At 34.7% G+C, this 23,532-nt stretch carries 15 protein-coding genes; 10 read left to right on the top strand and 5 right to left on the bottom strand.

What is annotated here, in order from left to right; translation table 11 throughout:
- Positions 1–27: 27 nt before the first annotated feature.
- Positions 28–681, bottom strand: a complete 654-nt coding sequence (locus DNU06_RS03105; protein WP_111061735.1) for a phosphatase PAP2 family protein — start codon at positions 679–681, stop codon at positions 28–30.
- Positions 678–2,120 (bottom strand): RNA polymerase factor sigma-54, encoded by a 1,443-nt coding sequence (gene rpoN / locus DNU06_RS03100; protein WP_111061734.1) that lies wholly within the window; start codon positions 2,118–2,120, stop codon positions 678–680. The genes DNU06_RS03105 and rpoN overlap by 4 nt, the downstream gene beginning before the upstream one ends.
- Before the next feature lie 218 nt (positions 2,121–2,338).
- Between rpoN and DNU06_RS03095 the strand changes: the two genes are divergently transcribed.
- The 5 genes from DNU06_RS03095 to DNU06_RS03075 all read left to right on the top strand — a co-directional run bounded on the left by DNU06_RS03095 (position 2,339) and on the right by DNU06_RS03075 (position 11,755).
- Entirely contained in the window at positions 2,339–3,043 is a 705-nt protein-coding gene (locus DNU06_RS03095; RefSeq protein ID WP_111061733.1) for a TonB-dependent receptor plug domain-containing protein, read from the top strand.
- Positions 3,044–3,320: 277 nt separating this feature from the next.
- A complete protein-coding gene (gene rimP, locus DNU06_RS03090; protein WP_111061732.1) occupies positions 3,321–3,797 on the top strand; it encodes a ribosome assembly cofactor RimP in 477 nt (158 codons plus the stop codon).
- Between the two features lie 9 nt (positions 3,798–3,806).
- Positions 3,807–5,042 (top strand): transcription termination factor NusA, encoded by a 1,236-nt coding sequence (gene nusA, locus DNU06_RS03085; RefSeq protein ID WP_111061731.1) that lies wholly within the window; start codon positions 3,807–3,809, stop codon positions 5,040–5,042.
- Positions 5,043–5,118: 76 nt separating this feature from the next.
- Positions 5,119–8,043 (top strand): translation initiation factor IF-2, encoded by a 2,925-nt coding sequence (gene infB / locus DNU06_RS03080; RefSeq protein ID WP_111061730.1) that lies wholly within the window; start codon positions 5,119–5,121, stop codon positions 8,041–8,043.
- Between the two features lie 79 nt (positions 8,044–8,122).
- Positions 8,123–11,755 (top strand): AAA domain-containing protein, encoded by a 3,633-nt coding sequence (locus tag DNU06_RS03075; RefSeq protein WP_111061729.1) that lies wholly within the window; start codon positions 8,123–8,125, stop codon positions 11,753–11,755.
- Positions 11,756–11,759: 4 nt separating this feature from the next.
- Here the strand turns inward: DNU06_RS03075 and DNU06_RS03070 are convergent, their stop codons facing one another.
- Positions 11,760–15,065 (bottom strand): PKD domain-containing protein, encoded by a 3,306-nt coding sequence (locus tag DNU06_RS03070; RefSeq protein WP_111061728.1) that lies wholly within the window; start codon positions 15,063–15,065, stop codon positions 11,760–11,762.
- Positions 15,066–15,212: 147 nt separating this feature from the next.
- A complete protein-coding gene (locus DNU06_RS03065; protein WP_199398974.1) occupies positions 15,213–16,055 on the bottom strand; it encodes a 1,4-dihydroxy-2-naphthoyl-CoA synthase in 843 nt (280 codons plus the stop codon).
- Between the two features lie 247 nt (positions 16,056–16,302).
- On the opposite strand from DNU06_RS03065, the gene DNU06_RS03060 reads away from it, so the two are divergent.
- The 5 genes from DNU06_RS03060 (at position 16,303) to DNU06_RS03040 (ending at position 22,583) form a co-directional block, all read left to right on the top strand.
- Entirely contained in the window at positions 16,303–17,703 is a 1,401-nt protein-coding gene (locus DNU06_RS03060; RefSeq protein ID WP_111061727.1) for an arginine decarboxylase, read from the top strand.
- Positions 17,693–18,628 carry an agmatinase gene (gene speB, locus DNU06_RS03055; protein ID WP_111061726.1) on the top strand — a complete coding sequence of 312 codons (936 nt, stop codon included), beginning with the start codon at positions 17,693–17,695 and terminating at the stop codon, positions 18,626–18,628. Before DNU06_RS03060 ends, speB begins: the two co-directional genes overlap by 11 nt.
- Positions 18,618–19,592: a deoxyhypusine synthase family protein gene (locus DNU06_RS03050; RefSeq protein WP_111061725.1), complete on the top strand. Its 975-nt coding sequence runs from the start codon at positions 18,618–18,620 to the stop codon at positions 19,590–19,592. The genes speB and DNU06_RS03050 overlap by 11 nt, the downstream gene beginning before the upstream one ends.
- An 18-nt stretch (positions 19,593–19,610) precedes the next feature.
- A complete protein-coding gene (locus DNU06_RS03045) occupies positions 19,611–19,925 on the top strand; it encodes a hypothetical protein (protein ID WP_111061724.1) in 315 nt (104 codons plus the stop codon).
- Positions 19,926–20,009: 84 nt separating this feature from the next.
- Positions 20,010–22,583, top strand: coding sequence for a LamG-like jellyroll fold domain-containing protein (locus DNU06_RS03040; protein ID WP_111061723.1), 2,574 nt, complete (start codon positions 20,010–20,012; stop codon positions 22,581–22,583).
- On the opposite strand, the gene DNU06_RS03035 is transcribed toward DNU06_RS03040, so the two are convergent.
- Entirely contained in the window at positions 22,580–23,506 is a 927-nt protein-coding gene (locus DNU06_RS03035) for a LysR substrate-binding domain-containing protein (RefSeq protein ID WP_111061722.1), read from the bottom strand. The genes DNU06_RS03040 and DNU06_RS03035 overlap by 4 nt on opposite strands.
- Positions 23,507–23,532: the final 26 nt, after the last annotated feature.

Genomic DNA, 23,532 nt, shown 5'->3' with positions numbered 1-23,532 from the left:
GGTATTTTTTTGTAAAAGTATACAATTCTATAAAAACCACTCAAATTTCATGCATAAAAATGCAATTCCAAACCCTACCACCATGCCGCTTAATACTTCTGCGTTTTTATGCGCCTTTAAATATAGTCTGCCAGATGCTACGATACCACCAATTAATACCAGTAGTAGGATTAACAATAAATTGTAGTTTATTTGGTGATTGAAATAACCAATTATTGTGCCAATTAAACCGAAAAAACCTGCGGTATGTAGACTGATTTTGGTATAGAAATTAATAATAAAACAAGCAAGAACAATGCATAATATGGAAAATATATAAACCAAAAGAAATTCATAGTTTGGTTGGTCTATCATCATTTTTCTTAAGTAAACATAACAAAATGCGGTATACATTAAAATGGTTGCTATGGCATAAGTTCTTTCCTGTTTACTTTCCATGTAAACTGTTTTTATTAGTTTACTCCACATCATTATCAAAATACTGATACCTGGTGCAATGATTAAAAGCATGGTAATTATCAGGTAAATTGCCGTCTGTATGTCTGGACTTATATGGTGTAATGATTTTTCAATTAAACCAGGCGTAAAGGAAGGTAGCGTAAACAGAAAATATAAACCAATAATTGGAATAAATAATGGATGAAATAAGAAACTAAGTGTGTTAAAAAAGGATTTGATCATAGTTCTTTTCGTAAACGCGCTACAGGGATATTTAATTGTTCACGGTATTTGGCTACCGTTCTTCTGGCAATATTATAGCCTTTTTCTTTTAATAACTCTGCTAATTTTTGATCCGTCAATGGTTTCTTTTTAGTTTCACCATCAATTGCGTCCTGCAGTATTTTTTTTACTTCTCTCGTACTTACTTCTTCTCCAGTTGTAGTAGACAGAGATTCCGAAAAGAAGTACTTTAATTTATAAGTACCAAATTGCGTTGCAATATATTTACTATTGGCTACCCTAGAAATGGTTGAAATGTCCATATTAACAATTTCAGAAATATCTTTTAAAATCATGGGTTTTAATTTAGTCTCATCCCCAGTCATAAAAAATTCATGCTGATATTCCAAAATGGCATTCATGGTAATCATTAGCGTATTTTGTCTTTGTTGAATGGCTTCGATAAACCATTTGGCAGAATCAAGTTTTTGTTTGACAAACTGAACAGCCTCTTTATTCGATTTAGATTCTCCTCCTTCTGCATAGGTTCTCAACATGGTTTCATACGATCGACTGACTTTAAGTCTTGGTGCATTTCTACCATTTAAAGATAAAATTAAATTACCTTCTTCTTCTGCGAGAATAAAATCTGGTATAATTTGTTGAAAGTTTTGTGAATTTGTTGATTCTTTTAGAGAGTTTCCTGGTTTCGGGTTTAGTTTGGTAATCTCTTCAATGGCTTCTTTTAAATCCTCATCCGTAATTTCAAACTTTTTTATTATTTTTTTGTAATGCTTTTTAGTAAACTCGTCAAAACTTGTTTCTAATATTTTTTTAGCGGTATAAATGGCTATGTTTCCATGGTGTTTGCGCTCTAACTGTAATAATAAACACTCTTGTAAATCTCTTGCGCCTACACCAGCTGGTTCAAAATCCTGAATCACAAAAAGTACATCTTCAATCTCTTGTTCATTTACATGAATATTAAAGCCGAATGCCAAATCGTCAATCAATGCTGGTAATTCTCTTCTTACGTAGCCATCATCATCTATGTTTCCAATGATGGTATGGGCAATTACTTCTTCTTTTTCATTTAAATTTCTTAACCCCAATTGTGTGGTTAAAATATCATGAAAAGACTTACCTCCCGAAATGGGAATACCGCCTTCTTCGTCGTCTGCTGAATGATTGTTGACCGAAGTCTTGTATTGTGGTAAATCATCATCTAGATAGTCATTGATGTCAAAATCTTCCTCTTTCGATTCTGGTTCGCTTTGGTCGTAATCATCCGAAAACTCATCCACCTCTTCATTTCCTTCTTCTAAGGCGGGATTTTCTTCAATTTCTTCTTTGATTCTTTGTTCCAATTCCATAGTGGGAACCTGTAACAATTTCATCAACTGAATTTGTTGAGGAGATAATTTTTGCAGTAATTTATGACTTAACGTCTGTTTTAACATAACTTGATCTTTACAGCTGTTTTGTCAAAAATAAGAAAAAAACTTGGTAAAAATAAAAAGGCTTGATTTTTGATGATAAAGTTTGTTAAATAAAAGCCCTGTTCTAATTGCATATTATATCGCGTTTTTTATGCCGATAAAATAAATTTAGTACTGCTTTTATGGAATCCCTACTTTTTCTTCATCTACTTATATAGAAACCAATAAAAAGTAAAAAGATGAAAAAGTTTAGAATAGTAATTTTAAGTTTCCTTTTCGGAGTGGCACCAGTATTTGCACAGCAGGGAACAGGGACAATAATGGGGTATGTGTACGGAAGTGATTCCATAACTGCAGTGCCATTTGCCAGTGTTTGGATAGATTTTAATGGAGATGTAATTGGTGTGAAAAGTGATTATAATGGAAAATACAAACTTTCCGCGATCCAACCGGGCGTGTATAACTTACATAGTAGCGCTATAATGGAGGGAAAAACACAAGCGAGTGGTGTGAATGTATATGCAGAATCTATTGCAAAACATGATCTATATTTGCCCGGGAACGATACGCTTGCAACGGTAATAGTGTCTGGCGATCCTTTAATTAAGTTAGAGCATATCGAGACCATTCCTTTGTCTGATATTCAAAACAGTCCGAATATTCAAGACCCAAAAAGAATGTTGTCTAATCGTAGCTCAGAAGTAAAAGTGAGTCCAAACGGAGAGTTGATTATTAGAGGTTCAAGGCCAGGAGATGTAGTTTATTTTGTGGACGGCGTTAAACAAACAAATATGCAGTCTGTACCTGGCGTTTCTATCAATTCCATGTCGGTGTATACAGGTGGAATTCCTGCAAAATATGGCGACACAACAGGTGGGGTTGTTATTTTGAATACAAAGAGTTACTTCGATTTATATTATGCATGGAAAGCTAGTCAGAATTGAAAATTGATTAGAAACAACAGTTTAGTTGGTTGGTGTTTTTGGAAGTCTTAATACTTTTTTAAGAAGAGAAGATAGGGTTTTTGAGTAGGTTGAATTTAGGGAAAGTAGTTAAAATCACCTATGGATTATCCAGTAAAGCATTTAATAATTTATTTTATTACTGTCTAAAATATATCTATTAATTTGCTATTCCTAATAAAAGTCGTATATTTGCAACGTTAAAATTATAAAAACAAGAAAAGAGGGGACAAACTGTCCCCTCTTTTTGTACCGCAAAATGATAACAAAACAACAAGTAGCAGATCTAGCAAATGAAAGGATTCAGGAAAGAAATCCTGCATTGTATATTGTGGAAATTACTATCGGTAATGGCAACCAAATTTTAGTGGAAATTGACCATGAAGAACATGGTGTTTCAATAGAGGATTGTATGTCGGTTAGTAGAAATATAGAACATAATCTAGATCGTGAAGTTGAAGATTTTTCTTTAGAGGTAGCTTCTGCTGGTCTTTCAAAGCCTTTCAGAGTGCTAAAGCAATACCTTAAAAATATTGGGAAAACGGTAAAGGTTAAAACAATTGAAGATGGAAAGTTTGAGGGTGTTTTAACTGCCGCAAATGAAACCGAGATTCAAATAACTACTAAAGAAAAAGTAAGGTTAGAAGGTAAAAAGAAAAAAGTATGGGAAGAAACGAACCATACTATTTTGATGGAAAAAATTAAAGAGACTAATTTGGTAATTACGTTTAAATAAAGACGAGATATGAATGCGATAGATTTAATTGAATCTTTTTCAGAATTTAAAGATTTCAAAAACATTGATAGAGAAACTATGATGAGCATCCTTGAGGATGTTTTTAGGTCAATGATGAAGAAAAGATATGGGACTGATGAGCATGTGGATGTTATTATAAATCCGGATAAAGGTGATTTAGAGATTTGGGTAAATAGAGAAATCGTTCCTGATGGAGAAGTGGAAGATGAAAATATTGAAATTGCAATTTCTGATGCGATTAAAATTGAGCCAGATTTTGAAGTAGGTGAAGAGGTAGCAGAAGAATTGAAATTAGATGATTTTGGAAGAAGAAATGTTTTGTCTCTTCGTCAAAATTTAATTTCAAGAATCATGGAGCTTGAAAAGGATCATATTTATAAATTATATAAAGAACGTATCGGTGATATCGTTACTGGTGAAGTATATCAAGTTTGGAAGCGTGAGATTTTAGTATTGGATGACGAAGGGAACGAATTGATTTTACCAAAAAGTGAACAAATTCCTTCTGATTATTTCAAAAAAGGGGAAGCTATTAGAGCTGTTGTAGCAAAAGTAGATTTAAGAAATAATAATCCAGTGATTATATTATCACGTACAGCTCCTGAATTTTTAGAACGCTTATTCGAATTAGAAGTACCAGAGGTATTTGATGGTTTAATTACCATTAAAAAGATTGTTAGAGTACCAGGTGAAAGAGCAAAAGTGGCAGTGGAATCTTATGACGACAGAATTGATCCAGTTGGGGCATGTGTTGGAATGAAAGGAGCTAGAATTCACGGTATAGTGCGAGAATTAAGAAATGAAAATATTGATGTAATTAATTACACCAATAACGAAAAATTATATATCCAAAGAGCTTTGTCTCCAGCAAAGGTTACTTCTATCGTAATTAACGAAGATGAAACTAGAGCAGAGGTGTTTTTAAAACCAGATCAGGTTTCTTTGGCGATAGGTAAAGGTGGGTTTAACATTAGATTAGCAGGTAAATTAACGGGTTACGAAATAGATGTATACCGTGAAGGAGCTGAAGATATTGATGATGTTGACTTATCAGAGTTTTCTGATGAAATTGAAGGATGGGTGATTAAGGAATTAAAATCAATTGGTTTAGATTCTGCAAAATCTGTCTTGGAAATGGACATTGATGACTTGGTAAAACGAACAGATTTGGAAATTGAAACACTGGAAGATGTACTGAGAGTGTTAAAAGCAGAATTTGAATAAATTATTTTCTTTTGATCAAATATTAGGATAAAAGTAAAATAATAATTAAAATTATAATATTAGAGCTGAAAAGTGTATGGCAGGTACAGCAAAAAGATTAAACAAAGTGGCGCGAGAGTTTAATGTAAGTATTTCAACGATAGTTGACTTTCTTGCATCAAACGGTCATGAAATAGACTCAAAACCAAACACCAAAATTGAGGGTGAGGTATTGAGTATATTAGAGCAGGAATTTGCAGCAGATAAAACTGCAAAGGAAAAATCTCAACAGGCATCCGTTAAACGCGAAAAAAGAGAGACAATTTCTTTGGAAGATGTGAAAGCGCCTGAGGATAAGGAAGAGCATAAACCAGAGGTAGAAGAAGCATTTGATGTGGCTACCTTTAAATCTTCTAAAGCAGCGAAAGATGCTTTGGAAAATGCAGAGGCCAAAAAATCAGCAGAAGCGGAAAAAGCGGCCGAAAAGGCAGCTGCAGAAGCGGAAGAAGCGTCGAAAAAGGCAGCAGAAGTAGCAGCAGCGGAAAAAGTAGCGGAAGAAAAACGATTAGCAGAAGAGAAAGCTAAAAGTCCAATACAAGAAAACCCTGAGGTTATTGAATCTGGAGATTTGAAAGTATCCGTGGTTGGTAAAATAGACTTATCGTCCATTAACCAAAAAACTAGGCCTGACAAAAAGAAAAAACCAGCCCCTGCACCTCCGGCTAAAGTGGAAAAAGAAGCGATTAAACCAAAAGCGGAACCTGCAAAAACTGCCGCTAAAGTTGAAAAAGCTAAAGTGACTAAAAAGCCTGAAGTAAAGAAACCGGAAAAGAAAGAGGAGAAAAAGCCAAACGTAATTGAAAATTACGTTACGAAGACGGAAAAACTGACCGGACCTACTGTAATTGGTAAAATTGTTTTACCAGTAGAGAAGAAACGTTCAGATAGCAAAAAAGAACACGACGATAAAAGGAAGAAACGTAAGCGAATTAAAAAAGTAAACGTTGATACTAATAAAAGTAATACCCCTAATAGTAATGCGGGTAATGGTCGAGGACCAAGAGGTAATAATGCCCCTGGTGGACACGGTAAACGTGGACCAAGAGTGGAAAAAGCACCAGTAACGGAAGCTGAAATCCAAAAAGAAATTAAAGAAACCTTAGCACGTTTGCAAGGTGGAGGTAAGAAAAAAGGCGCTAAATTCAGAAGAGAAAAGCGTGACATGGTTGCCCAAAGAAGAGAGGAAGAGTTAGAACAACAAGAACTCGAAAAAGGAATTTTGAAATTAACGGAATTCGTTACTGTTTCTGAATTGGCAAGTATGATGAACGTATCTGCAACCGAAGTAATCGGTTCTTGTATGTCATTAGGTATTTTTGCTTCGATTAACCAAAGATTAGATGCAGAAACTATTCAGTTAGTTGCTTCTGATTTCGGATTCGAAACGGAATTTATTAGTGCAGAAGTACAAGAAGCAATTGTAGAAGAAGAAGATAAACCAGAAGATCTTTTAGAACGTGCTCCTATCGTAACCGTAATGGGTCACGTAGATCATGGTAAAACTTCCTTATTGGATTATATTAGAAATGCAAGTGTAACTGCTGGTGAAGCTGGTGGGATAACACAACATATTGGTGCATATTCTGTAACTGGCGAAAGTGGTAGAAAAATTACTTTCTTAGATACACCTGGTCACGAGGCCTTTACTGCCATGAGAGCAAGGGGTGCACAAGTTACCGATATTGCCATTATTATTGTAGCGGCTGATGATGATGTGATGCCACAAACAAAAGAGGCAATTTCACACGCACAAGCTGCAGGAGTGCCAATGGTATTTGCAATTAATAAAATTGATAAACCAGGAGCTAATCCAGATAAAATAAAAGAACAATTATCTCAAATGAACATTCTTGTTGAAGAATGGGGAGGTAAATTTCAAAGTCAAGAGATTTCTGCCAAAAACGGTGTGAATATCGAAGAATTACTTGAAAAAGTATTATTAGAAGCTGAAATTTTAGAATTAAAAGCTAATCCTAATAAAACGGCTACAGGTACAGTTGTGGAAGCTTCTTTAGATAAAGGTCGTGGTTATGTAACTACGGTTTTAGTTTCCGCAGGTACACTTAAAATTGGTGACTTTATTATCGCTGGTCAACATTATGGTAAAGTAAAAGCCATGAATAACGACAAAGGTGAAGCGGTTACTGAAGCAGGGCCATCTATCCCAGTATCTATATTAGGATTCAATGGTGCGCCAAGCGCTGGTGATTCATTTAATGTATTATTGGATGAGAGAGAAGCCAAACAAATAGCAGTTAAAAGAGAGCAGTTGAAACGTGAGCAAGGTCTTAGAACTAAGAAACACTTAACGTTAGATGAAATTGGTAGAAGACTTGCTGTAGGGGATTTCCAAGAGTTGAATGTGATTGTTAAAGGGGATGTTGACGGTTCTATTGAAGCACTTTCTGATTCTCTAGAGAAATTGTCCACGGAAGAAATTCAAGTGAATATTATTCATAAAGCGGTTGGTCAAATTTCTGAAACAGATGTGACTTTAGCAGCTGCTTCTAATGCAATTATTGTTGGATTCCAAGTACGTCCATCTCAACAAGCGCGTAAATTGGCCGAAAGTGAAGGAATTGACATTAGATTGTACTCCGTAATTTATAAAGCCATTGACGAAATTAAAGAAGCAATGGAAGGTATGCTTTCACCAGATATTAAAGAAGAAATTCTTGGTACTGCTGAAATTAGAGAAACCTTTAAAATTACCAAAGTGGGTACTATTGCAGGTTGTTTCGTAACAGACGGTGTTATTAATAGAAAATCTAAAGTTAGATTAATACGTGATGGTATTGTTGTTTACACTGGCGATTTAGATTCTTTAAAACGATTTAAAGATGATGTGAAAGAAGTGAAACGTGGTTATGAATGTGGTTTAAGTATTGCAAAATATAACGACTTAAGAGAAGGAGATATTGTAGAAGCATACCACGAAGTTGAGGTAGCGAAGAAACTTTAATTCCCATTTAAATATTTTATTAGAAAGTCACTTACAATACTGTAAGTGACTTTCTTTTTTTATTACTTTTGGTCTCCAAGTGTCAAACCAAGATAAACATAGTGTCCAAGATAGATTAAGTCAACTGCAAGAGGCACTATTCGATATTTCTAGTAAGAATCCATTCTTGCAAATTAAAGAGAATCGGTTGGTTTATCGTTCGCTATCGGTTGACGTGGGAGCAAAGCGTTTAGAGAAGATTTATCAAAAACAACAACACTACTTAAAAGAATATGGCTTGGAGACAAGCCTAAAGATTGGTTTGTTCCTGCAATGGAAAATGCCCAATAAAAAAGAGTTTTATACTTCCCCGCTTTGTTACGTTCCGATTCAAATTAAAAAAGACCAGAAGATAGCGCTCCATTATAAAATTGTAGAAGAAGTTGGTGGCTTTTGGGAAGTGAATCCTATACTGAAGTCAGTTTTTAAAAAGGTTTTTGAAGTCGATTTAAAAACGAGTTACGAAACAAAAGAGGAATTAATCGAGTTTTTACAAGAAAAATTTGACAATGATAATCAGCAGTTGGGCAGAACAAACACTTTAGATGTAGTGCCAGCGAGTTGGCGTATTGTAGAAAAAGAAGGGATAGGGACTTTTAATTATAAGAAAAGTTTATTGGGACAAGACTACGAGGAGATTATTCAGTCACCTAACCAAACTGTAGCTAAATTATTAGGGTACGGTAACAATGCAGTTAGTGACGTTTCTGTTGGTGAAGTGGACCTGTCTTATTATCCTTTAGATTATTCTCAAAAAAAAATCATCCAGTCGGCACACCGAGAGGATGTAATTATTCAAGGTCCACCCGGTACAGGTAAGTCACATAGTATTGCAATTTTGATTCAAAGCTTCTTAAATGAAGGGAAGTCGGTTTTGTTTGTTTCTGAAAAAAAATCGGCACTTTCCATAGTGCATGAAAAATTAAAGCCATTACAAACACTTATTGCTTATTTTGATGCCAGCGTACAGCAAAAAAAAGAGTTTTATAAAAAACTAAAAGTCTCGCTCGAAAAATTAGTCCTACCATTGGAAAAAAATGAAGTAAATCAGTTTGTTGAAATTGAGACATTAAAGTTCCAAGCGTACCATTACCCTAAGGCAATTCTTTCCAATAATCCACAGACGGATTGTAGCTTATGGGAACTCGAACAATATTTAGTTGCGCACACTAAAATTGAAGTAGATATTAACCCCAAGTCTGTTTTTCCTCACTTTGGAACATGGTCTAGTTTATACGAAGAGTTAATTGAAATTGAAAGGCAAATTGGCTTACATTTTTCTAGCACTAACCTAGGTGATATGGTGGTGCTTAATTTAAACTTAAACGTATTAAATGAGGTAGCACCTTGGAAAAAAATAAAGGATAGAATTGAAGAAGCAAAATCAATTTTAATTGAATTCAATACACTGCAGAAGCAGTATGATTTAAATGAGGATTTTGATACTTTTTCAAAGTATTGCATGACGGCTTCTGTGCTAAACATGGTCAATAAAAATTGGATTGATGTCTTAATTGAGGATGCTAAAGAATATGTTGTATTCGATAAGTTGAGCAAGCGCTATGAAAAAACGCAACAACAGTACCAACAGGCAAAAGCAAAAAATGAACTGTGGAATAAATTACCAAATTTTGCTGAAGTCGAAAATGTACAAACGCTTTTAAATGTGACAGGTTTTTTTGGTAGATTGAAAAATAAAAAAGCCATTACTCGTTTCTTTAAATCCTTTGAAGGTATCCATACTTCCGAAAATCAAACATTTATTATTGATGCAGTGATTAAGGAACTGAAGCTGAAAGATCAATTGGATACATTACAGTTAAAACTCAAACACGAATTAGGGATCATTAATCCTGATCAGGAAATTTCATTTATTTTAAATGTAAGAAGTAGATTAGCCAACTTAAACCATAGTTTGTATGAGGATATTTTATCCAGAGAGAATGCCACTGAATTTATTGAAGACTTTAGTTTTTTACATACAAAACTAGATCGTTTTAACCAGATTAATAGATATTTATTCCGAAAAACGCCAACGGATAAACTAAATGATTTTGTTGCATTTGCAGATTCTTTTTTAAAGAATTTAGTTCCTTTCCAATTGTTAGAAAATGAATTGAAGTTGTTGCTTTCATCTCCCAATCGGTTGTTGGATTTTCTGCAATTGAATGCAAGACCTTTGACACATTTAAACGAGCAAGTATATTTTCATTACTGGAATTTACTGCAAAAAACAGGTGTAGCAAATGGCCTGAGTTCAGGTGATGCATTACAAAAGCGTTTGAGAAAGTTTAATACGGCTAAAAAAGTGGTCATTAAAGCGGCTCAAAAGAAGTTATGGATAAAATATCATCAAAAATGGAAGGCATTCGAAGCATTGGACCAAACACCAAATCAAAAATTATCTGAAGAAAATAAAGAGCTGAAATATAAGTTTAGGCAAGCAAAAAGATTATTAATTCATGAGGCAAACAAAAAACAACAGCACTTGCCAATTAAACAGCTTTTTGAAAAATCACAATTTATTTTAACGCAAATAAAACCGGTTTGGATGATGAATCCACTGGCAATTTCTGAAAGATTGCCATTAGAAAAGGATTTATTTGATGTAGTTATTTTTGATGAGTCTAGCCAGATACCGATAGAAGATGCCATTCCTGCACTTTATCGTGCTAAAAAGGCTATTGTTGTCGGAGACGATAAGCAAATGCCACCTAATCGCTTTTTTGCAAGTAATAACAATAGCATGTCTTTGTTAAATGCTGTGCAAACGTTTCTTCCTACAGCATCTTTAATGTGGCATTACCGCAGTCAACATCCTGCATTAATTCAATTTTCGAATGAACAGTTCTATGAACATAGCTTAAAAATGTTACCGCCATTCCAACAGGAATACCCAATTGAATTTGTACATGTTCCAGAAGGAGAATTTGTGGATGGGAAGAACAATCAAGAGGCAAGGTTAATTGTTGCAAAGTTGGATAAACTATTAAAAGCTGGTCATTTTGATATCGGTATTATCGCTTTTTCTAAAGAACAGGAATTAAATATCCGAAAAACTATTCATCAGTTGCAAATTGATTTACCTGAAGGAGTTCTGATCTCTAATCTAGAAAATATTCAAGGAATTGAAAAAGAGTTTATTTTAATTTCTGTCGGATATGCCAAAAATAAAAATGGGGTTTTCATCCATAATTTTGGTCCAATTAACCATAAGTCCGGAGAAAACAGGTTAAATGTATTGTTTACTAGAGCCATTCAGCAAATGATTATTTTTAGCTCGGTGCTTCATACAGACTTTAAATTGTCGGATAATAAAGGGGTAATGGTTCTTAAGGATTTTTTGTATTATGCGGAAAGTAAAAAGTTTGATACTAGTGATGTCCCAAAACATGGATTTACTTTGTTGTTGGATCAATTTTTTAAGCAAAACCAACGGTTACTTACTTTTGTCGAGGAGAGTGAACAATTACTAATTACTTGTTTTATCGATTATAAAAGCAGTCGCATACTACTTGTTAATCCTGGATTACATAATCACCAGGAGTTGGAATTATCCATCATACTTGAGCTGTTGTATAGTCGATTTGAAAAAGTAAAAATACTATTACATGCTGATTGGATACAAAATAAAGAAAAGGTGAAGCTTGAATTATTAGACTTTTTTAAATAAGTTATTATTTCAATACCGATACATGTCCGGTGTGGGTGTGTTTTTTATCAGAGGCAATATCTCCATAATTTATACGCCAAATATATGCGCCGTCTTGGACAAGTTCACCATTGTATTTTCCATTCCATCCTACAGTCTGATCAAAGCTTTCCCAAATAATTTCTCCCCAACGGTTAAAAATTTGAAGGTGAAAATTATAGACATCACCGCCAATAAGCTCAATATTCCACAGACTATTCGTCCCAGTTTGGTTAGGTGTAAAAATATTTGGTACGTACAATAATATCTCATTTTCTACAATTAAACTAACCACATATTGGTCTTCACATCCGTTATCATTTGCTACGGTCAATGTGATGGTGTATAGGCCTGGTGTTGTGTAGGTATGATCCGTATTGTATTCATTAGCTGTGTATCCATCTCCAAAATTCCAAGACCAATAAGTCGGATTTATGGTCAAATTGTTGAAATATATAGGCTTGTCAATAGTAGTAGTGTTTGGACTGTGGGTGAAATAAGCATCAACCTTTTCAAATACTTCAATCGAACTGCTTAATTGGTAGGTGTCAGTACAACCTAAATTACTGGTTACAGTGATGGTTTGAAAATGATTTCCAGTGCTTGTATATGTATGTGAAGGATTAGGAGTGTTTGCAAATTCACCATCCCCTAAATTCCAATTCCAATTGTCGATTGATCCAAAGTTTACAGTAGATAAATTATTAAAATCTACGGTTAAAGGTGCACATCCTTCTTGAATACTTGATTCGCCATCTGCTAGAATGATTTGCCAGTTGAGATTAAAAGTGTCCGTAAATATACATCCATTATCATGCAAGTTAACCCAATATATACCAGGAGTAGAAATGGTTCTAACTTTTGAAGTGGCGCCATCATTCCATACCACATTACCGTTTGCGTTGCTAATATCTATCGGATAGTTAATGTTTTCACAAAGTACTGTATTGGCTATGTCAGGTAAGGTGTTTTGAATGATATTTACATGGATGCTGTCTGACGCAACACAGCCATTGTTATTTATTGTTACATAATAGGTACCCGTTTGCGTGACGTTTAATGTTTGGTTGTTGCTCCCGTCATTCCAAACAGGTTGAAAGTTTGTATTGTTCGCATTTAGTGTGATGTTTCCTTCGCAAATAGTGGTGTCATTGCCCAGGTTAACAATTGGAGGCGCAATAAATGTAATCATGATGCTGTCAGTTACCATACATGCTCCTTCAGTCACGCTTACACTTACCATTCCCGTAGTATTTACTGTTAAAGTTTGATTTGAGCTATTATCACTCCATAGAATATTGCCGTTTTGTATGCCAACAGTCAATACTAGGTTTTCACCAAAACATAGTGTGGTATCGTTACCCAGTTCAAAAGAGTTAATCACATTACTGATACTAATGGAGTCACTAACTTCACAAGTTCCATTGGAATGGGTTACCCAATAAAGTCCCGATTGATTGACTGATTGTGTACTATTGGTCGTATTGTCCTGCCATAAGTATGTTGAATTCTGTAAATTGGGTCCTGCATCTAAGGTCATGAAGACAGTGTTCCCGCAAAAAGTTGAATCAAGTCCTAGGTCTAAGTCTGGCAATACATCAACTGTTACAATAATAGTGTCATACATGGTACATGTAGGATTTGAAACTTCAACAAAATAATTACCACTTTGATTGACGGTGAAAGTTGGGTTCGTAGATCCGTCTTGCCACAAGTAATTTGCATTTGTATTAGTGGCATCTAAAATCAATGGATTCGATTCACAAAATGAGGTGTCATTTCCCAGGAACAGATTTAAACTATCCATCACAATGTGAAAAGTATCGGACCATATAATACAGCCATTTAAGCCACTCACGTTTACCCAAAAAGAGCCAGCGCTAGAAAATGATTCGGTAGTACTTGTACTACCTGTACTCCATAAAAAATTTGAATTGGTTGCATTTAATACCTTCGCGATAAAGTTTTCACCAAGACATAAATGAATAGTATCCCCACTAATTAAAGTGTCATTTGTATTCTCTACTAAAACACCTATGTTTTGCAATGAAACGTTACTGCTGTTAATGGTTGGCGTAGTGGCGGTAATAGGTAATCGCCCAGTAAGCATGGGGAAATCTTCTTGGTAAGCAGGTAAAGAAATAGTAGATAATGTAAGATCGGAATAACAATTGGTGTTTGACAGTTGGCCTGTTATTAAATCAGCTTTTACGATAAATAGGTCAAAATTATTTCCAAAACTATTTGTCCTACCTACAGTTACAGCAAATCCATTGTCTATGATAACTCTTGCGTTAGAGTTGAATAAATGCACATCTTCGATTCCAGCATCTCCATATTTTTTCGACCAAACAAGTCCCCCAGTTTTATTCGTTTTAATCATGAATAGTCCCTGGTTACCCGACCCTGTATATCCCGAAATGATGTATCCATTTGGTGTATTCACTAAATTAAAACTCCGTAAATCTTCTCCTCCAGTACTGGAATATAATTTCGACCAGCCAATATTTCCTGCGGTATCAGTTTTAATTAAACCCACTTGAAAAGGGGTTGTTGTACCTCCATTTTTTCCATATACACTAAAGATTAATGAATCGCCATCCAAATCGATACTGTAAGAATATAGTCGTCCGCTTGAAGTGGCTGAGTTATACAAATACATTTTTGTCCATTGAAAAACACCATTTGAATCTAGTTTTGTTAAAGAAGGTCGGTAAGCCATTTGACCTGCTGATTTTTGCATCCTTCCCGCAATGTATGTTGCTTTATTGCCTGGATAATATATTGCATCTGCAAAATGTTCATCATAGGCATTCCCAAAACTGGTATTGGCGTAAATCGAATCCCAGACAACTGCGCCAGTCAGGTTATTCAATTGCATGGCGTAACAATCTTGTCTATTATCAGTGTAGGAGCCAACAATATTATAGTTGCCATTTCCAACCTCTTGAATAGCAGGAGCCCATAAATAATTATTACTACATTGATACATTTTTTGCCAAATGACATTGCCCAAAAGATCCATTTTAAACGCAAATCCATACGCGTTAAAGGAAGCACTTGTTCTTGAATTTCCAATTCCGATAATGAAATTGTCTGTGGTAATATCTATTTGTAGAATATAATCAGGGTCTGCACCAATATTTAAAGTTTTACTCCAAACCACAGTTCCAGTATTTGTAATCCTTGTTACCATTGCACTGCTGCCAGAATATCCTCCAATAAAATAGTCTCCAGTAGGGCCTTTAACAATCGTATTCCCGCCTTCATCTACAAGCGCACTTCCTATCACAAAATTACTATTTTGAGAATGTGAAAAAAAGTGGAGTGTTAAAAAACACCAAGTTATCAATGACTTTATGAATAAGATTTGTTTCAACTGGATTGTTTTAGATTATTAAAACTAAGTATTAATATTTCTGGTTTTAGACCATTGTGATCATGGAATCCATTTGATATTCTTAAAATCTGGTTTTCTTTTTTCTAAAAAGGCATTTCTCCCTTCTTTTGCTTCCTCTGTTCCATATGCTAAACGTGTAGCTTCTCCAGCAAAAACTTGTTGGCCAACCATACCGTCGTCCGTTAAGTTCATGGCAAATTTTAACATTTTAATAGAAGTTGGTGATTTACCTAAGACTTCTTGTGCCCATTCATAGGCAGTATCTTCCAGTTCTTCATGTGGAACTACGGCATTTACCATGCCCATGTCAAAAGCTTCTTGTGCGGAGTAATTGCGACCTAAGAAAAAGATTTCTCTTGCTCTTTTTTGTCCAACCATCTTTGCCAAATAAGCTGATCCATACCCGCCATCAAAACTGGTTACGTCCGCATCTGTTTGTTTAAATATTGCATGTTCTTTACTGGCCAAGGTCATGTCACAAACTACGTGTAAACTATGACCGCCACCTACCGCCCATCCCGGAACGACAGCAATGACCACTTTTGGCATAAAGCGAATTAAACGTTGAACTTCTAAGATGTTTAGTCTGTGCATACCATCTTCACCAACATATCCTTGATCACCCCTAGCTCTTTGATCCCCTCCAGAACAAAAAGAATAAACACCATCTTTAGAAGAAGGGCCTTCAGCAGAAAGTAATACTACCCCAATGGATGTGTCTTCTTGCGCGTCGTAAAAAGCACGGTATAATTCACTGGTGGTTTTTGGTCTGAATGCATTACGGACATCAGGTCTGTTGAAAGCAATTCTGGCAACGCCATTTGCTTTTTTATAAGTGATATCTTCAAATTCAATCGCTGTTTTCCAATCAATCGCTGCCATAATTTTAATGTTTGTACAAAAATAAGGAAAGAAAATTGGAATCAAATTTTTATTTCAATAGAAATATTTATGCATTCTCGGGTTTAATATACTGATTATTAATGTTTAGTTAAAATAAACTTGTTTTACTCATACTGTCAATTAAATATTTATTAAATTTATTTCAAACTATTTGCATTTTTGCTTTTTAAATGTACTTTTGACCGCATTAATCAGCTATTAAAAATCGTTAATTATGATTGTTTAAATGAAAAATAAATACAAAGATCTAATCGATCAAACCTTTGATTTTCCAACAGAGGAATTTGCCTTAAATGGCAACATGTTAAGCTTTCACGGCGTAGATATCATGAGCTTAATAGAAGAGTACGGGACTCCCCTAAAATTCACTTATTTACCTAAAATTTCTGAAAACATTATTCGTGCAAAAAACTGGTTTGCTAACGCAATGGAAGCACAAAATTATAAGGGTAAATACAATTATTGTTACTGTACCAAAAGTTCACACTTTAAACACGTTTTAGATGAGGCCTTGAAGAATGATATTCATATTGAGACTTCTTCGGCATTTGATATTAATATAGTTGAAAAACTAAAGTCGGAAGGTAAAATTACCAAGGATAATTTTATTATTTGTAATGGGTTTAAAAGGAGTGAATACATTACCAACATTGCCAGATTGATCAATAGTGGGCATTCAAATTGTATTCCAATAATCGATAACTTCGAAGAAATAGATTTACTGGATGAACAAATAGAAGGCAAATATAAAATTGGTATTAGAATTGCTTCTGAAGAAGAGCCAAAATTTGCTTTTTATACCAGTAGATTAGGAATCGGGTACAAAAATATTTTGCCATTCTACAAAAATCAAATTAAAGAAAATCCAAAGTTAGAATTAAAAATGCTTCATTTCTTTATCAATACTGGTATCAGAGATACTGCCTATTATTGGAATGAATTATTAAAGTGTTTAAAGGTTTATGTGCAATTGAAAAAAGAATGCCCTACTTTAAATTGTTTAAATATTGGGGGTGGATTCCCAATTAAGAATTCATTGGCATTCGATTTTGACTATGAATACTTGGTAAATGAAATTATTTCTCAAATCAATAATACTTGTGCTGAGGCCGGGGTAGATGTGCCAGATATTTTTACGGAATTTGGTTCGTTTACAGTTGGTGAAGCTGGTGGCGCTGTTTATGAGATTTTGTATCAAAAACAACAAAATGATCGGGAGAAATGGAATATGATAAACTCCTCTTTTATTACTACACTGCCAGATACTTGGGCAATTAATAAGCGATTTATTATGTTGCCGATAAATAACTGGAATAAACAATATGAAAGAGTCTTATTGGGTGGGTTGACTTGTGATAGTGATGATTACTATAACAGTGAACAGCATTTAAATGCAATTTATTTGCCTAAGTATTCCTCGGATACGCCTTTGTATATTGGGTTTTTTAATGTTGGTGCTTACCAAGAATCCATTGGCGGATTTGGCGGATTGCAACACTGCTTGATTCCACATCCAAAACACATATTAATTCAAAAAAATGATCGTGGTGAAATTTCCACAAAATTGTTTGCAGAACAACAAAAAGCAGAAGATTTTTTAAATAAATTAGGTTACAATGAAAAATAAAACTTATGCAGGCATTCCACAAGAAAATGCCCAATTAGAAACAGCTAAAATAGTTTTAATTCCTGTACCATATGATGGTACTAGTACTTGGCAAAAAGGAGCAGATAAAGGTCCTGAAGCATTTTTAGCCGCCTCTGAAAATATGGAATTATACGATATTGAGACGGATTCTGAAGTTTATAAAGAAGGTATTTACTTAGCAAATGCAATTACCGAAAACGCCTCACCAGAAGCAATGGTGGAGGCTGTTCATGCCACGACTAAAGAATACATTAAAAAGAATAAATTTGTTACCTTGTTCGGTGGAGAACATTCTATCTCCATAGGAACTATCCGTGCTTTTAATGAATCATTCGACGATTTAACCGTTTTACAAATTGATGCACATGCGGATTTGCGTAAAGAATACGAAGGGTCAAGTTGTAACCATGCTTGTGCTGTTTATGAAGCAAGTAAAACAACGAACTTAATTCAAGTAGGTATTCGCAGTATGGATAGTGCTGAAAAAAGAGTGATGGATATGGAAAAAGTTTACTTTGCCCATGATATGGCTTATGATGAGTATTGGATGGATAAAGTTGTAGATGCTTGTACAGAAAATGTATTTATTACAATAGACCTTGATGCTTTTGATCCGTCTATTATGCCTTCTACAGGTACGCCAGAACCAGGAGGCTTATTATGGTATGAAACCATGGAGTTTTTAAAGTCCGTTTTTGAACAGAAAAATGTAGTAGGTTTTGATATTGTAGAATTGTGTCCGAATGAAAATGAAAAGTCATCTGACTTTTTAGCGGCAAAATTATATTATAAAATGCTAAGCTATAAATTTAAAAATACAAAAGAAGATTTGTATTTATCAGAAGGAGCAGAGAGTACCGGATCAAAAGTAAATAAATTTAAACAAGAGCAAGATGAATTCTAAAGGAGCAATTTCAAATTTTATTGAAAAGTATTACCTACACTTTAATGCCGCTAGTGTTGTGGACGCCGCAAAAGGCTACGAACAGCAATTGGCCAATGGGTCAAAAATGTTAGTATCACTAGCTGGAGCTATGAGTACAGCTGAATTGGGTAAGATTTTTGCCGAAGTAATCCGAAAAGATAAAGTGCAAATTATTTCTTGTACTGGGGCTAACTTAGAAGAAGATGTGATGAATTTAGTGGCACATTCGCATTATAAAAGAGTGCCAAATTACAGAGATTTAACCCCACAAGATGAATGGGATTTATTAGAGAAAGGCTTAAATCGTGTCACCGATACTTGTATTCCAGAAGAGGAAGCTTTTAGAAGATTGCAAAAACATATTGTAAAAATATGGAAAGATGCGGAAGCTGCAGGTGAAAGATATTTCCCCCATGAATTTATGTATAAATTATTGCTCTCTGGTGTACTTGAAGCGTATTACGAAATTGACTTAAAAGATAGTTGGATGTATGCTGCTGCTGAAAAGAATTTACCAATTATTGTTCCTGGTTGGGAAGATAGTACCATGGGAAATATTTTTGCGTCGTATGTAATGAAAGGTGAACTAAAAGCAAGTACCGTAAAATCTGGTATTGAATACATGACTTTCTTAGCCGATTGGTATACTGCTAATTCTCAAAACGGAATAGGATTCTTTCAAATTGGTGGTGGTATTGCAGGAGATTTTCCAATATGTGTGGTACCTATGTTATACCAAGATATGGAAAGAACTGATACACCGTTTTGGAGTTATTTTTGTCAAATTTCAGATTCGACCACAAGTTATGGGTCATACTCTGGTGCTGTTCCAAATGAAAAAATTACCTGGGGTAAGTTAGATATCGATACCCCTAAATATATTATTGAATCGGATGCGACTATCGTTGCTCCTTTGATTTTTGCCTACCTTTTAGACATGTAATTTATTACCCCGAATAATATGAGCAACAATAAACCTCGAATCATAAAAGATTATATAAAGCTTGACAAATCAATTGTAGAGCAAATCAAACTGCAATATCCATATGGATTTGAAGACCATTTAATTATTTTTGTAAATGCACAAGGTAAAAATGTAAGTGCTTTGCCTTTTGAAACTGAAGACAAGTATTATTTAGTCAGAATGACCGCTGAAGAAGCCATTGAATTCATTGAAGAAGATGATGATTATGATGATGATGGTAATTTGGTAGATGATGTTCGAGAAGAATTTGAAGATAAGTATGAGGATACGGAAGATGAAACAGAAAGTTAAACTAATCTACTTATTGAGTTAACTGTATTTTAAATTGCCTTTGTGTTTGCACAAAGGCAATTTTTTTGACCTATATTTGTTTTAATGTTTCGTTTTTTACTTGTTATAGTGTTACTTACCATATTCCATTGTAATGCACAGCCTTTTTCTAATGTGGTTTCATTAGATGGTCAAAACGATTTTATTGAGATTCCGAATGCATTTAACACCCAATTTCAAAGCAATGTTACTATTGAAGCCTGGGTAAAACCTTGCGCCATTGATGGGCATAGAATGATTCTTACTAAATTTTGGTGCGGTAATAATGGCAATCAATTTTACTTTACCATTTTAGATGGCAAATTAAGGTGGGCTTGGGATAATACTGGGTGTAATGATGGCGCAAATTTTTATGAAACGGGTATTGTGGTACAGGCTAATGTTTGGCAACATGTAGCCATAAAACACACCCCTACTGGCGTCACTATCTACTATAATGGATCGCCTATTCCAGGGACTTTAATTCAAGGGAGTTATGCGAATATGCTTTTGAGTAATGAACCTTTGAGGATTGGTGTCTATAAAACCATTACAGGAAATTGGTTCGGGTCTTATTTTGGTTTGATGGATGAGGTAAGAATTTGGGATGCAGCATTGTCTGATGCATTAATTTTAAGTAGATATAATGCCCCTTTGGTTGGAAACGAGCCTAATTTGGAAGGGTATTACAATATGGACATTTCTGGAGTAGGGAATGGAATAACGGTGCCAAACATAGCAACCAATAACGGGAATACCGTAGATGGTGTAACCATAGGTACTGCAAGTGGTCCGTTTTTTTTTAACCAAACTACCGGCACTTTTAATCAGTTTTTAGGAAACGATACAACACTTTGCCAAGGAGATTCCATACTGCTGGATGCTTCCTTAATTGTTGGTACTTATTTATGGCAAGATGGGAGTAGTGATTCTGTACAATGGGTTAATCAACCAGGTAATTATTACGTGACCGTCACCAAAAACTGCGAGGTGTATACAGATACCATTCAAGTAGACTATTTCCCTTTAGTAACTGTTGACTTTGGCGTAGATACTACTTTATGTGGAAACGAAACTTTAAATTTAGATGCTACTTTTATAAATGCAAACTATGCTTGGCAAGATGGCAGTAATGCACCAACGTTCAATGTGAATTCTGCAGGTTGGCATTGGGTAGTGGTAGAAGCAAATGGTTGTTTTGGAGGAGATTCTATTTTAATCTCTTATCTACCCGCAGCAGATGTAAATTTAGGACCAGATACCAGCGCCTGCTTAGGGACAAATATTCTATTAAATGCCAATACAGGTGCAACAAGTTATTTGTGGAATAATGGTAGCACAAATACTACTTTAAATGTGAACCAGTCTGGCGTTTATTTTGTAGAAACAGCTGGCTATTGTGGTAGTAGTTATGATACCATACAGGTTAATTTTATTGCAGCACCAATTGTAAATTTGGGGAATGATACTTTACTCTGTGCCAATGAAACTTATTTAATAAATGCACCAAATATTAATGGTGCTACAGGATACTTGTGGCAGGATGGGTCAACGGGTGCTAGTTTTTTAGCAAATCAAACTGGCAACTATTCCTTAGCAGTTAGTATTGATGGCTGTACTGGAGTTGGAAGTATTCAAGTAAATTATTCTTCTTTGTTTCTTGATTTAGGGCCAACAGATACTACTTTATGTTTTCCGGCTACCTTGAACTTAGATTTAACACAAGGGAATGCCTCTTATTTGTGGCAAGATGGCACTACTAATAGCACGTATACCATATCGGAAAATGGTATGTATTATGTAACGATTAGTGATAATACTTGTAGCTTGTCAGATACCATTCAAGTAGAATTGAATAAGGTAAACAGTAGTTTTAGCTTCAGTACTCAGTCTGAGTGTGGTTTAGGACGAGTGATTTGTCAAAATTTATCTGCCGTAAATATGGGGACTATTAATCAGCTAGAATGGTATATAGATGGAGAAAGAATAACAAGTGTGAATAGCCCGTTGTTCAATTTTGAAGTTTCGGGAAATTATGCGATTCAATTAAAGGCTTATTCCACTTTTGGCTGCTTTGCAGATACTACCATTACCATTCCGGTAGTTGCTTATCCAGTTCCACTTGCCAATTTTCAGACGTCGACCAATGAAGCGGCAGAAAATGATCCTGTACAGTTTATTAATTTATCCTATAATGCCGATACCTATCAATGGTTGTTTAGTGATGGTTTTGTCTCTGTTGAAAAATCTTTATCCCATACCTTTGAAACCCCAGGTTTTTTCCAAATTGACTTATATGTGTCAAATGAATGGTGCCATGACACTGTGGTTAAATTTGTGACCGTAAAAACACCCATTAGGTACTATATTCCTAATGCTTTTACTCCAGACGGAAATGCGTTAAATCAATTGTTTTCTCCCATTTTCCAATCCGGTTTTGATCCATATGATTTTCAACTAACTATTTATAACCAATGGGGCGAAGTATTATTTATCACGCATAATGCCACAATCGGCTGGGATGGCACTTACAATAATAGCTTAGTGAAAAATGGTGTTTATTTATGGAAAGTAAAATTTTTAGATACTGAACACAATGAGAGAATTATTGAATACGGCACTGTTACCGTAGTACGTTAACGCCAATTTACCCTAAAATAATTGTCATTTTTTTTAAAACTGGGAGGAATTACGGCTAATACTTCTTTGCGTATAGCATCTATTAAAGCTTCTTTTACAAATGTATTATGACAAATAAGGCTGACTTCTCTGACTGGAATTGGCTCGCTTAGTGGTCTGTAAAAAGGGTCGCTTTTTTCGACACTTAATTGAGGTAGCAAGGTAAATCCATTGTAATGTCTTACCATTCTTTTTACAGACTCTATAGAGCTGCTGTCAAAATAAATAGATTTATTGTCGGCTTCTTCTTTAGATAAACAAAGGTTTAAAACTTGATTTCTAAAACAATTCCCCTTGTCTAATAACCATAAATTCCCCTCCTTTTTAAGGGTAGAAGGATCAATGGATTTTTTAGCTAATAAAGGATGGTGTTGAGAACCATAAAAAACAAAGGGCTCATAGTATAGCGGAATTTCATGAATACTATCTTCCTCTATTGGCGTTACTAATATTCCTAAATCTAAGCTGTCCTTTTTTAATTTCTCTATGATTAATTCACTCTTTAATTCTTCTATCTCTAAAATTGTATCCGGATATTTTTCAGCAAAATGTCCGACAAAAAGGGGGACTAAAAAGGGAGCAACTGTTGGAATGACAGCAATTTTAAAACGACCTTTTAGATCTTGCTTTTCATGGCTAATCATTTGCTTTAAACCGGCTACTTCACGCAAAATTTGCCTGGCCTTTTCAACTACCTTCTCACCCTCTCTTGTGGTAGTTAAAGGTGTTTTTTTTCTATCAAATAAAACAATTCCTATTTCGTCTTCTAGTTTTTTTACTTGAATCGTCAAAGTCGGTTGGGTTACAAAACAATGTTCTGCGGCATTTACAAAGTGTTTGTAGGTGTCTAAGGCAATAATGTATTCCAACTGTTGAATTGTCATATAGATTTTATTTATACAAATATAAA

It is taken from the genome of Putridiphycobacter roseus, from assembly GCF_003234935.1.
In the GTDB taxonomy this organism is placed as follows: domain Bacteria; phylum Bacteroidota; class Bacteroidia; order Flavobacteriales_D; family Crocinitomicaceae; genus Putridiphycobacter; species Putridiphycobacter roseus.
The sequence above is the reverse complement of the archived record's forward strand: the minus strand, read 5'-3'. Positions and strand labels throughout refer to the sequence as shown.

Coding starts and splice junctions, on each gene's coding strand:
- DNU06_RS03105 (WP_111061735.1), bottom strand. CDS start 681: ATGATCAAATCCTTTTTTAACACACTTAGTTTCTTATTTCATCCATTA.
- rpoN (WP_111061734.1), bottom strand. CDS start 2,120: ATGTTAAAACAGACGTTAAGTCATAAATTACTGCAAAAATTATCTCCT.
- DNU06_RS03095 (WP_111061733.1), top strand. CDS start 2,339: ATGAAAAAGTTTAGAATAGTAATTTTAAGTTTCCTTTTCGGAGTGGCA.
- rimP (WP_111061732.1), top strand. CDS start 3,321: ATGATAACAAAACAACAAGTAGCAGATCTAGCAAATGAAAGGATTCAG.
- nusA (WP_111061731.1), top strand. CDS start 3,807: ATGAATGCGATAGATTTAATTGAATCTTTTTCAGAATTTAAAGATTTC.
- infB (WP_111061730.1), top strand. CDS start 5,119: ATGGCAGGTACAGCAAAAAGATTAAACAAAGTGGCGCGAGAGTTTAAT.
- DNU06_RS03065 (WP_199398974.1), bottom strand. CDS start 16,055: ATGGCAGCGATTGATTGGAAAACAGCGATTGAATTTGAAGATATCACT.
- DNU06_RS03060 (WP_111061727.1), top strand. CDS start 16,303: ATGAAAAATAAATACAAAGATCTAATCGATCAAACCTTTGATTTTCCA.
- speB (WP_111061726.1), top strand. CDS start 17,693: ATGAAAAATAAAACTTATGCAGGCATTCCACAAGAAAATGCCCAATTA.
- DNU06_RS03050 (WP_111061725.1), top strand. CDS start 18,618: ATGAATTCTAAAGGAGCAATTTCAAATTTTATTGAAAAGTATTACCTA.
- DNU06_RS03045 (WP_111061724.1), top strand. CDS start 19,611: ATGAGCAACAATAAACCTCGAATCATAAAAGATTATATAAAGCTTGAC.
- DNU06_RS03040 (WP_111061723.1), top strand. CDS start 20,010: ATGTTTCGTTTTTTACTTGTTATAGTGTTACTTACCATATTCCATTGT.
- DNU06_RS03035 (WP_111061722.1), bottom strand. CDS start 23,506: ATGACAATTCAACAGTTGGAATACATTATTGCCTTAGACACCTACAAA.